The organism is Paenibacillus sp. B2(2019) (genome assembly GCF_008370385.1).
GTDB lineage: Bacteria > Bacillota > Bacilli > Paenibacillales > Paenibacillaceae > Paenibacillus_AQ.
Genome location: NZ_VTZR01000008.1, coordinates 16914 through 28782, shown reverse-complemented (window position 1 = coordinate 28782; position 11869 = coordinate 16914). Strand labels below are relative to the sequence as shown.

At 39.5% G+C, this 11869-nt stretch carries 11 protein-coding genes; 1 reads left to right on the top strand and 10 read right to left on the bottom strand.

All coding sequences use genetic code 11. The annotated features are described in order from the left end of the window. Nucleotides 1-11 precede the first annotated feature (11 nt). From PAENI_RS07285 to PAENI_RS07240, 10 genes are all read right to left on the bottom strand, one after another. Nucleotides 12-3503 carry an alpha-amylase family glycosyl hydrolase gene (locus PAENI_RS07285; protein WP_149644828.1) on the bottom strand — a complete coding sequence of 1164 codons (3492 nt, stop codon included), beginning with the start codon at nucleotides 3501-3503 and terminating at the stop codon, nucleotides 12-14. Between the two features lie 483 nt (nucleotides 3504-3986). Beyond that, a complete protein-coding gene (locus tag PAENI_RS07280; protein ID WP_149644827.1) occupies nucleotides 3987-4415 on the bottom strand; it encodes an SRPBCC family protein in 429 nt (142 codons plus the stop codon). A 68-nt stretch (nucleotides 4416-4483) separates the two neighbouring features. Next, entirely contained in the window at nucleotides 4484-4888 is a 405-nt protein-coding gene (locus PAENI_RS07275; RefSeq protein ID WP_038573410.1) for a GNAT family N-acetyltransferase, read from the bottom strand. A 373-nt stretch (nucleotides 4889-5261) separates the two neighbouring features. Next, the gene (locus PAENI_RS07270; RefSeq protein ID WP_223178921.1) at nucleotides 5262-5612 is read right to left on the bottom strand and encodes a DUF6678 family protein; all 351 of its coding nucleotides are present in this window, start codon (nucleotides 5610-5612) and stop codon (nucleotides 5262-5264) included. Nucleotides 5613-5943: 331 nt separating this feature from the next. After that, the gene (gene yidC / locus PAENI_RS07265; RefSeq protein ID WP_149644826.1) at nucleotides 5944-6786 is read right to left on the bottom strand and encodes a membrane protein insertase YidC; all 843 of its coding nucleotides are present in this window, start codon (nucleotides 6784-6786) and stop codon (nucleotides 5944-5946) included. 31 nt (nucleotides 6787-6817) lie between these two features. After that, nucleotides 6818-7048 carry a hypothetical protein gene (locus PAENI_RS07260; RefSeq protein WP_149644825.1) on the bottom strand — a complete coding sequence of 77 codons (231 nt, stop codon included), beginning with the start codon at nucleotides 7046-7048 and terminating at the stop codon, nucleotides 6818-6820. A gap of 337 nt (nucleotides 7049-7385) precedes the next feature. Next, entirely contained in the window at nucleotides 7386-7874 is a 489-nt protein-coding gene (locus tag PAENI_RS07255) for a DUF2199 domain-containing protein (RefSeq protein ID WP_149644824.1), read from the bottom strand. Nucleotides 7875-8087: 213 nt separating this feature from the next. Continuing rightward, nucleotides 8088-8756, bottom strand: coding sequence for a Type 1 glutamine amidotransferase-like domain-containing protein (locus PAENI_RS07250; RefSeq protein WP_149644823.1), 669 nt, complete (start codon nucleotides 8754-8756; stop codon nucleotides 8088-8090). Nucleotides 8757-8862: 106 nt separating this feature from the next. Then, nucleotides 8863-9342, bottom strand: a complete 480-nt coding sequence (locus tag PAENI_RS07245; RefSeq protein ID WP_316502761.1) for a cysteine hydrolase family protein — start codon at nucleotides 9340-9342, stop codon at nucleotides 8863-8865. Between the two features lie 121 nt (nucleotides 9343-9463). Beyond that, on the bottom strand, nucleotides 9464-10369 hold the full coding sequence (locus tag PAENI_RS07240; RefSeq protein WP_149644821.1) for an NAD(P)/FAD-dependent oxidoreductase: 906 nt from the start codon (nucleotides 10367-10369) through the stop codon (nucleotides 9464-9466). A 348-nt stretch (nucleotides 10370-10717) separates the two neighbouring features. Here PAENI_RS07240 and PAENI_RS07235 point away from each other — a divergent pair, with 348 nt between their 5' ends. Continuing rightward, nucleotides 10718-11275 (top strand): hypothetical protein, encoded by a 558-nt coding sequence (locus tag PAENI_RS07235; RefSeq protein WP_149644820.1) that lies wholly within the window; start codon nucleotides 10718-10720, stop codon nucleotides 11273-11275. The last annotated feature ends 594 nt before the right edge of the window (nucleotides 11276-11869 follow it).

Below are 11869 nucleotides of genomic sequence, written 5' to 3'. Positions count from 1 at the left end.
AAGATTTTATACTACTTCAGGTAGGTTCCGGTTACTCCAATTCCACCGCTACCGTTCAATACATACACTCTAGCGTTTCCTTTTCCAGAGCATACCAGAGTGATTGTGCCGTTAGTAACGTTTTTGGTATCGCCAGTCACCGCATCCACGTAAGTTCCGTTCGGAATTCCGGTAAATGTCGCATTTCCTGAGATCGTAACTAACGCAAAGCTATCGATGCCTTTTGCGCTATCGGTATATCTTCTTTTAAATGCCAATTCACCAGATACATTTTCTGTGGAATACTGGCCTTTTTGCAAGGCTGGAACAGCTCTTCTGATTAAATTGAGTTGTCTGATATGTTTTGCCAAAGGATAGTTTAATGAATCGGCAAGTGTACCAGTAGCATTTGTATACTTACCGTAGTCCTGAACAGTAACGCTACCCTCAATTTGATCTCCAAAGTAAGCACGCCCTGTTGAGCTAAGTGGTGCATTCGGGCCAACATCGATGACTGATCCTTTTTTAAACTCGATTTCAGAACCATAATAGATCGCAGGTATTCCCCGGAAAGTGAACATCAGCGAGAGATTCTCAGCCCAAGTGTCTTGTGTCCCAGCAAATCGTTGATTCTCTGGGGCTTGGTCAGGTGCATAGTCATGAGAGTCAACATAAGTTACATTCCAAGTAGCATCGTTATAATATTGATCACCGCTCTTCATACTGAATGCTTCCTGCGCAGTCTTGAATGCCCAATGCATCGGGAAATCAATAACATCCATACCCGATTTCATCGAATAGTCAGGCGCGTGATAATTATTGCCTATTAAAAAAGCATTGTTCGAGGTTGGCTGCCCTGCTGTAGTAGAGTTATCTGCCCACTCTTGTTCCACTGACAGCTTGTTGGAAGCGTAGTCATTTTGTCCATCACCCGGATAGGCTTTCGAGCTTTTCCATGTATAGAATGGAGTCGATATTGCCGGAATCCCACTATTCCATACATCTCTGTACCGAGTAGCCACTTCACCAAAAACAAAGAAGTTTGAGCCCCCTCTTGTTTTCCAAGCAGGAACAAAGTATTTGTTAAAAATATACCGACTCACATGCTTCACAGTATCGACCCGGAAAGCATCAACACCCATATCAATATACTGATTATAGCTGTCAATTAGATACTGATTCACTACAGGATTTTCCGTATTCAAGTCCACAGCGTCTCCTGCAATCTGTCCTGTCTGTACGGTGTAAGATTCCCAGGAAAGACTTTTTTCGGTATGATACATGTTATTGTTGGTTTCCGCATTTTTCATGATTGCGAGTCTGGCCTGATATTGCTGATCAGGGGTCATCGTATCATAGTTAGCTGGCAGTTTATCCGTAATTTTAAGCATGTTATTTACGGTGTCCGCTGCAGTCGGATCTTTTTTGAACATAGGCAACAGATTCTCTTCCCCAAAATTACCGGTATGATTCACAACAACGTCCTGAATAACCTTTATCCCTTTGGCATGAGCTGCATTAATCAATTCCTGATAAGAGGCTCCCGCTGATTCATACCTTGGATCTACTTTGGAAAAATTAATCGCATGGTAGCCGTGATAATCATACCCGCTGGCATTCTGCACCACTGGCGTAATCCAAATAGCACTGAATCCGAGCGCTTTGATGTAGTCTAGCTTTTGAATCAGTCCCTTAAAGTCACCTCTCCAAGCTGGGTCTGAATCCGGATTTCCTGCTTTAGCGTCCTCCCATGAATGTACATTGTTACTCGGATCACCATCATAGAATCGTGAAGTAATTACGAAATAAATGGTGTCTTCACGGAAATCGCCTTTATTTCCAATCGTATAGACAAAGCTCTGTTTCGTTTCATTTCCGGCACCATCAACCACCAGGAATTTCAGTGTCGTCGTCTTATTAATAAGAATGGACGGTCCTGCCAGAGCAGTTAAAGCATTGCCCGAGATATAGAGATTTGAACTGGTAGTTGGTTCCGTCCCATTATCTGTGTAATATGCGGTGGTCATTGCTGCTTTGTTATCTTTTATATTAAAAGAGACGGTAACGGCAGAGCTTGAATTCCCAACAGGTAAATTCGCGGTTATCGTTGGGGCTTGCAGGTCGAGATTTAGGTCAATGACATAAGCAAAAGTGCCTACACTGCCTGCTTGACCGATGGAGTTAACACCAAAAGCCTTGATAGTCGTAGTAGAAACTACTTGGATTGGAGCCGTGTATAAGGTAGAAGATGTCGTTGGTGTCGACCCGTCTGTCGTATAGTAGATTTTATCGCCAGTATTGATACTGGAGAGCTTCACAGTTTGGGTAGAATCATATGTCTTCGGCGTAGGAGAGACTGAAATCACGGGGATCTTCGGAATTTCTGGATTAGCGTCATACCACACATTATCTGCGTTATACCAGCTCTCTTTTACATTGCGGGACAAGTCGGCCGTCTGTTTGCCGTTGCCATCATTAAAGATAAGGCTTGTGCTGGTGGCGTTGGCAATAGTATAGCTATACCAGTCGTTTCCGTCCGATTTCATCAGAATTCCTGGCCAAGCTCCGCTTGTTGGAACCGTTGTCGGGCTCAGATTCCAGTAATGGATTCGGATCGTTGAGCTCCAGTTTGCTGGTTTCTTAAAATGAACCGTTAAGCCAGCCGAAGTTGGCGTTGGTGTTGGTGTAGGCGTCACTGTTGGTGTTGGTGTTGGTGTTGGTGTTGGTGTTGGTGTTGGTGTTGGTGTTACGGTTGGTGTTGGCGTAGGAGTCACGGTTGTTGTTGCGGTAGGCGTTGGCGTTGCTGTGGCTGAAAGAGTTAGATAGTCGATATTGATATTCCCAGTATCATCCGAGTCATATTTGTAAGCGATCGTATTATTTCCTGCCTGTAAGGAGAGCGTTTCTGTTTGGTCACCCCATGCATCCCAATTTGGCAAGTTCGCTAAAGTGGTCTGCTTTACCTTTGCTCCATTCACATAAATGGAAACTTGCTTGGCACTGCCAGTCGCATTGGCATAGCGAAGCGTGACATTATAGGCGCCTGCAGCGGAAGATTGAACATTAAAGGTGGTAGTTGCTCCTGTGGTTGTGTATCCATCAACAAAACCAGTGCCGGTATATCCGGTGTGATTCGTATTTATTTTTGCGCTACCTGACAAGGCTGCGCTCTCAGCTTCATACTTCCCAGCAACCGGAATAACTACCGTCCAGTTCTTCCCTCCGTTGCTGTCCCAGCTATCCGTCGGGGCTGTGATGTGATAACAATAAATGAGTGTTGCGCCCTCCTGAACATTGAGGTTGGCCGTAAACGTGGTCCCACTTTTAGACATGACTGTGTCCGTAGTATTCGTCCAATTATTCGTGGTCCAATGCAGTGTCACAGCAGATGCTGTGGTGTTTGTATAGGAGACTGTATAATCAGTGTTGCTGGCTGAAGCCCCGCCGGATAAACCGAATAAACTAAAGATTAGCGAAAAAATGATCAACCAAGAAAAAAACCGCCTAGATTGTTTTCGTACCAATTAAATAACCTCCTCATTAATATTAAGTGCAAATTACGTTGTGCAAACGTTTGCAAAAATGAGAAAAAAAGAAACAATCTAACTTATCAATCTCCTCCTTCTTAGAAAATATGGAAAAACCTCATTGTATGCGTTTACAAATAGAACTATTGAGAAATCCTCAGGTTACAGATAGCTCCATATCTAATGAATTTTCCCTGTTTATGATTATAGGCTCCAACCTTTTCCGGGTCAATGCATCTTTTAGGCTAAAAATATAAAAATTTAATGATTTAAATACAAAAGTTCAATCGTTTTCATTCATCAACTGTTCAAGGCATTTTAAAATCTTAAACTACTGCTATTTATAGAACTATGGTTTCCCGTTTGTTGAACGAATGATTATCAAGACTTGGGTGACAACTTCTTCGTACTTACCCAGTACTTTCGAAATCAGTTCTCGGGATCATGTACTTTAGTCACCCAACCGTGTTTTCAATGGTTCTAAAACTTCCGTTTATGATATGGGAGACCCTCGCCTTCTTCGCAATACTGTTTAAGACTGTACAAAAAAATAGCCCAGTTATAATTACATACGCGATAAAATAAGGTCACTTCCTCCCAATTCATCTGACGAAAAATGATTGAAGTCTTCCCGTTTTTTTCCCTCATATCAAAAGAAATTGTCGTACCTATCCATTCTGGATCTGAATCAACACACTGCCACAAAATCTTTTTATCGGGAACAAGCTCATCAACTCGCATCTTTGTTAAACCTTTGCCGCCGAATCGAAACTCATTTATACAACCGATCTGATCATTGACTATTAGTTCATTTGTCCATATTTCTGAAAGTCCTTTTGCAGTGGTTAATGCTTCATATACCGTTGAAGCTGGAACATTCACGGTCTGTAAGTGCTCGATATTTGCCATATTGCTCATCCCCTTTTTTTAAGGATTTAATTTATGTAATTATTTGTATATGAAAATTACACCATCAATCATATCAACTCTGAGATAAACATTGGTGTAGCTCCATCCTCTGTATTAAAGCCAAATTTATTATAGAAATCCACTGCATGAGGATAAGAAATTAATACTTTTGTTTTACACCCTTTATATCTATCAAGCATTATATTCATCATTTCCTTACCTATACCTATACTCTGATAACTCGGATTAATAAGCATATAATGAAAATATACCGTTAAAACACCATCTGACAAAGCATTTATTAAACCAACAAGCTTTCCTCCTTCCCAAGCGGTAACAATTGAATGAGACCCTCCGATTGCTTGTAAAAGCTCGTTTGGGTACTTGCCAGACTCCCATTCTACTGAAAGAAATAACTCTTGGAGTGCATCCTTAGTGATATCCTCTTTGCTTGAAGCGTAATAAATACTCACCCCTGCACCTTCCTTTCATAAAGCTAACTACGGCACAACATCTGTTTTAAACTCCCATATTTCGATGGATTTGCAATCCTTAAGAAGCCATAAAATAATACCGACATAGCAATTTCGGATTTATCAAAGTGAATAATCACTTTAATTACCTCAATATACTCTTAAAAATATGTATAGAAAATGGATTAACTGAAGTGGAATTTGTATTTATTTACATTAAAGAATTCATGAGAATACTTCTTTTACCTAAGCATACTAATCCTAAGAGGTTTATAGCGTTAATTTGCCCGGTAGTTGAATAAAGGCAGCTGATCGCGTTGACTGACGGCTGCCTAATCGTATTTGAGCTAACGCTACCCATTGGTGTAATTACTCAAATATAATCAATGAATTCATTAGTTTTGTTATATCCATAAATTATGATGGAGTCGGTAGTTACTTCACCTGGAACATGTATTTTTTTCAGGATTTGAATTAAATCAGTTTTTATCAAGTCATCTTCAGCATGAATATCTAACCACTCAATAAATTTGTAGCCACCATCTGAAAAATGGTAATACCAATCTCCATCCCAAAGGCTGATATAGCCAGTATCAATGTCTTTAGTCCTCCATTTGGTTGGAAAAGCATAGTTGAGCATTGCTTGTCTTATTTCTTCCCATTTTGTGTTGTTCATTAAAGGTTTTAGTTCATTTGAATCCATATATTCACCTTTTTCTCCCATCAGTACTGCAAGTGTTTATTCCAGCTTATCATTTTCTCTTGTACAAAACTGCCCGTTAGCAGAACAAAGCTGCCGATTCAAGTCGGCAGCTTCGTTCTGGTGTTATTGAGCTATAGTTTCCCATTAGCTTAAACGTTATTTATGATACGGTTCTCCGCGCTGTCAGTAACTGTAAGTTTTAGGGCCATCCTTTTGTGGGATGGCCCTTTCATTTTTCTCATTATGTTGAACTATGTTCCCCGTTAACGAGCCGCCAACATAAAAAACAGAGCATCTGAGGTCACGCCTCAGATGCCTTCTATTTAGTATTGTTTTATGACCTGGTTCAATTTCATAAATCTTCTACACCGGTGGGTAAGTTTTTACTCGCTACATTTGGCTTCGTGTACATTTTATTGAGTATGATCGTTTGCACGATAATGAATATACCGCCAACTGCCCAATATAATGGTAACGCGGCGGGCATCTGAAAAGAAAATACACCCATCATGATCGGTGACAACAATCCGATGAAAGCCATTTGGTTATTTTGATTTTGCTGATACTGCGCTGAAACGGATTGAGACACGCGGAACTGAACGTAATACACCGCAGCGGCAATAAGCGGCAAAATCATATCTGTTTTCCCCAAGCTAAACCACAGAAAATCGTCCGCTGCAATCTCTGGGGTACGACGAATGGCGTAGTAAAATGCGAGGGTGATCGGCCATTGGAGAAGCATCGGTAAACACCCCATATTTAAGGGATTAAATTGATGCTTCTGGTAGAGCTGCATCATCTCGACTTGCTGTTGTTTTTTTGCATCCGCACTGACGTCGTTCTTATACTTCTCCTTAAGTGCAGTTAACTCCGGCTGGAGGACGGCCATCTTTTCTTTCATGTCCATTTGTTTCTTGGTTTGATTCATCATGAGCGGCATGATCGCGAGTCTGATAATGAAAGTCATCAGCACGATCGATAATCCGTAGTTTCCGTGAAATGCATTCGCGAAGAATTTGATCAAGATCGAAAATGGATAAATAAAAAAGTGGTTAAATACCCCTACTGAATCGGCATTAATCGAGTTTGATTGGGATGCTGTCGAACACCCGCTGAGCACAATGATCGGAATAACTCCAATCAACATGACGAGAATGGGCTTGGCCCATTTTTGAAACAACAAAATCTTTTTCATCGTTGTCCTCCCTAATTGAAAGTATGGAATATCAATGTGGGGAAGGACTATGGTCTTCTTCATTAGGTGCTTCTCTTCGTCTGGCGGTACGTACTATCCACCGCTGAATGCTGCTCGGTTGTGACAGTCTGACAGCTACAAACCAAGTTAAACCGGCTGGAGCAATTTCATAACCCCAGTGTATCTCTTGTGTAGAAAAATAGGTGAATGGAATTGACACTAAGGAATAGATGAGAGCGATCGAGAACACCAATTGAACCAAGTCATAAAAATGCTCCAGCCAAGTTCACCTCTGTATGAGCCATATTGGAAAAATTTGAATAATGATTATACGTTAGAGAAAACTGTGTGGTTTCACTAACCTGCCCGTTAGTTGAACAAATAAAAAATGGCTGCCGAAGCAACCGCTATCCCACTAATGTGCCCCGCTTGCTTAATCGACATTACGCACCAGTCCGATAGACTTAGCCTTGCAGGGTTATCTGCTGATTACGCCTCACCGAAAAACCCTTAGCAGACCAAGGAGAGCAGCGACGCGGCGTAGATACGATTTTATAAGATGTCGGCAGCTTTTTCGACTATACTTTCAAATTCTTCTCTTACAGACTATGATTTATTAAATGAGCAATTTCTTTAACTCTCTCCATTGTAATTCCTTCTCTTTGTTCAACTGCAAGTGGATGATTCGTTTGTTCTAATTCTATTAACGGAACAGCACCAACTTCTTGTGTATGTACCATTGTCTTTAACGATAATGTAGTTATTAGATATATTGAAAGTTCAGTCGATAACCAACCAAAATAAGGTTTTTCAGTTTCCCTTCCTTCTACGTGCAATAATTCATTAGATTTCAAAAAGTTTTCTTCGCTAAGAGAAACCCAAACACTCCATATAAATTTCTCTTTACTATCAATTATTGGTATTTCAATATGTCCTCTAATAAAGAAATGCTGTTCATCAATTACACAAAAATCTCTAATTAATTCTGTTCTTTTCTCTTCTGGTACAGTATAAAAATAATATGGCGCTTCACTTCCGTAACATAAAGGAAGTTCACTTAATTCGTTGTTACAGTGAGGGCATTTCATGTTTTCTGCTCCTTATAGTTTCTTGGTGATTTCTTATAACGTCTTATTCGCGAAATTACTGAGTTATCCTGCCCGTTAGTTCAATAAAATGAACAGCTAGCATCTGCCGGACATAGAAAGACCGCCATTGAAGGCGGTCTAAAATTTATCATTTCTGCCCAACAATAAGTCCTGGAGATATTAATAACCTAAGATGATTCGCTGTAAGCCTAATTAGAGCGTCTCAACCAATTTCTGAATCTTTGAGTGGGAAATTAAATATACAGGACCCATTATTTCTATTTTGCCGTCCTTTACACGCATTGCACTCTCCTGTTCTGCCGCATAAACATCAATCTCTTCAGACAAGGGGAACAGGTAACCTTGAACAAACGTAGCGTAGTCGCGTTTAGGATGAGATTCATAGGCAAAATGATCAAAGCCAATACCATCATAAATAGTACTTGTTTTAACTTCATTGCCAGTGTTTTTCAAGCATAACCATTTTGCAGCCATGTTTATCGCACCGGCGCTGGCACCCATTATAACGGCATTGCTGTTCTTAATAACATTTGATAATTCATAATCCGCCAAAAAATCGTTTTGAAAAACAGGATCTCCACCGCATAAAAAAATGACAGAAGCGTTGTGAATTAATCGCTGGGCATCTTCCTTCTGCATGCGGTAATCGATGAAATGATATTCATCAAAAATAATGTTAGCCTGATTTAACCATGTACATTCAGAAACATCATCAATGTTAATTTGCTCCCCTGTATAACCAGACGGTTCAGCGCTAATCATAACAAGCGATTTTCTGTCTTGTATATCCTCATGCAAGCAATGGACCAGCTTCTCTGGAAAAAAATTATTAAACCAACTGAGATAGTAGTGAGTACTCAAACTTAATTACCTCCATATGTATTTTTCACAATAATAAAATGAAGTTACATATTAGTTATCTAATACGTAACTCCAATTATAAACAATAGCTTCTATTAGTAGAATCTCAAGCAATGGTCTCCATTAAAAATTCGATCACCGGGTAAGAGATCATGTGCCGATCACGGTAAATCGAGGTAATAGCATCTGGCCGTGTGCTAAGGATTGCCTTCTGTAAAAGGGCTGCTTGAAAGCCTCTTTCTTGTGCACCGTTCATAGTAAAGGTTACACAATGTTCTGCGGCGAAGCCCGCAACGATGATGAATTCAACACCATGTTCACGTAGAAGTTGTTCCAAATCCGTCCTCCAAAAAGCATTAGAATATTCTTTTGCCATCTGGATATCTGTCGGTGCTACTGTAATTTCCGGTATGCTATTTCTTGCTTCTGGATCCGTATCCGCATTCGCCCCTTCCATGTCTTGTATATGGATGACGATTTGGTCCTTCGCACGAAGTAACCCAGACACATGATTAATGTATTCACAAGCCTCACTTACATTTAACTTCTCCATATGATCGTGTAAGAAAAGGTTTTGCATATCAATAATTAGAAATCCAATTTTTATTTTGAACTACCCCTCTCAGAACAAATATAGTTTCTATATTAATCTGGATGTAGATTCAGCTCAAGGGAATAAATGAATTAGACTATTTTGTACAATAGCATCATATGTTACGCCATTCCTCTTCATTTAGTTCGTTGTTAATGCCGACCCCAGCTAAGGAGCCCATAGAAGCGGCAATAATGACTTGATGAAGATGTGTTGCTGCATCACCGGCACTATAAACGCCTGGAACGTTCGTTTTACCGAGATTATCGATGATGACTGTTCCTGTTTCTGTGAGTTCACAACCAATGGCTTGTGGCAAATCTGACCCGATCATAAGCTTCGGTCTAAAAAATATCCCCGTACATACGATGCTAGTACCATCCTTCAACAAAACTTGCTGCACCATGCCATTGTCAGATTCGATCGACTGAATCGGTGAGTCGTAGACAGGAATGTTATGTTGATTTAGCTCTTCGCGTTGTGCATCCGTCAAGTCATCAGATCCATTAGTACATATGGTAATCTTTTTCGTCCAACCAGATAACACTTGAGCCATATGCGTTGCATCGGCTCCCTTAACAATTACGACAAGAGGCTGATCTCTTAGTTCCCATCCATCACAATAGGGGCAGATAAAGGCGCTTTTACCATATACGTCTGAGAGTCCCTTAATATCCATCGGGAGGTCCTTCATCCCTATGGCGAAGAGCACCTTTTTACTTTTATAGGTCTGACCTTGAACCGTCGTAATTTGAAAATCGCCATCGGTTCCCGTAATCGATAGGGCGGTATCTTCCGCAAAAGTAACGGATGGATAAGCACTAATCTGCTCCTTCGCAATCCTCCTAAATTCGCTTGGACTTATAGAATCTCTAGTAAGAAAGCCATGCGTTTCTCGAGTAACCCTATTACGTGCCCGTCCTTCATCAATAACAACCACATTTTTTCTTGCCCTGCCTAGCACCAGAGCAGCATTTAGACCTGCCGGTCCTCCACCGATAATTACACAATCATGAGTCATACTAATTCTCCCTTTCGCTTTTCAATTTATATTAAAGATATTAAAGACTCCTATTATCTGCTATTCTCTCAAAAAAAGAACGAATCTCCTTTGGGTTTTATTATAGACTTTATGGATCTATAATAACTTCTATATATTTAAAAGGCAAGGATTTATTCTACTTAGTCATTGCCCTCTTCATAACCGCCTATAGATAATCTGATTCTAATCATATCAACTTTACAAGATCTTAGAGGAGTATAAAAACCTACATTTACACTTAATAGAACATTTTACCTTTTACTGCTATAATAAAATTTTTGTCGATACTTGGAGAGTCCTATCATTTTTAGGGAGAGGTTATTATTAATGTATAAAAAAATTTCTATATTTCTCTTTTTGAGCCTAATTCTAATCTTTACTACCAAGACAACTTATGCTGCAACTAAGGATGCAAAATCTATCTTGCTAAAGAAATATCCAAAGGAAGTCATACGCCTTATTAAGACAGCGGACCTGAATGGGGACAACAAAGACGAAAGCATAATACTTACGGACTCCGGAAATTTATTTTTAGTTAATTCTAAAAGTTTTGTTGTACTTATTAATACAAACGTAGCCTATAAAGAAGATGACCCTTCAATTAATCTTATTACCAAATCATCAAATGAAAAACATGTAGCTATACTTGTAGACTATTTCCCTTCCAATACGCAAGTCTATGTATATCGTTTAGAACAAGGAACATTAGTTAATAAGCTACAATTTATGGCTGACTATTCTGCTGAGATCGATGAAAAGGGCCTACTTCATCAATACTGGAAAAAGTACGCAACAGAAGGCGGATACGATTTAGTACATGGGACTTTTACATGGGATACTAAAAAAAACAAATACAAAGCTAGCGGTCAGTTTGTACTTCAATAAAAAAGTAGCCCCTTAGAGATGAACTGCACCCCTTAGAATTGACATTGGATACCCTCTCGGTTTATTTAATGTAATTCTAGGGGGTGTATTTTTATAGCGATAAAGAACAAAAGTCATCACTAAAGCGGAAAAACAGTGATATATGAAGGTGTCTCCAACTTGATCACAAACCACATTATCGAGCACCACTTCAATACCCAATTAATATAGCTCCGAACGTAATTACCCACAGTAACGGAATAGCACTAATAAAAAAGATAGTTAAAGATTTAAGCCTTCCCCTAAAAATCCAAGATAAAATCGAACAAATTACAACAGCAACTGGATACAAAGAAACAATTATCATTATTGATATTCCCCATGCTGAGATTCCATTGTCAAATACCATAAAGGATAATCCCCAAATTATGAACCAAGGAATTAGCGATAATAAATAAAAGGCTTGAATAATAAACAAATATAATTTCATCGCTTCAAATCCTTTGCGCTTTATTCCATGATTATACATCTGCCATCCAAAGGGTGATAGCCCCTGTAAAATGAATTCAATATTAAATGATGAACATGCCTTTTTACGTACTATTCAAACGAAAA

Coding starts and splice junctions, on each gene's coding strand:
- PAENI_RS07280 (WP_149644827.1), bottom strand. CDS start 4,415: ATGGCAAATATCGAGCACTTACAGACCGTGAATGTTCCAGCTTCAACG.
- PAENI_RS07270 (WP_223178921.1), bottom strand. CDS start 5,612: ATGGGAGAAAAAGGTGAATATATGGATTCAAATGAACTAAAACCTTTA.
- yidC (WP_149644826.1), bottom strand. CDS start 6,786: ATGAAAAAGATTTTGTTGTTTCAAAAATGGGCCAAGCCCATTCTCGTC.
- PAENI_RS07255 (WP_149644824.1), bottom strand. CDS start 7,874: ATGAAATGCCCTCACTGTAACAACGAATTAAGTGAACTTCCTTTATGT.
- PAENI_RS07240 (WP_149644821.1), bottom strand. CDS start 10,369: ATGACTCATGATTGTGTAATTATCGGTGGAGGACCGGCAGGTCTAAAT.
- PAENI_RS07235 (WP_149644820.1), top strand. CDS start 10,718: ATGTATAAAAAAATTTCTATATTTCTCTTTTTGAGCCTAATTCTAATC.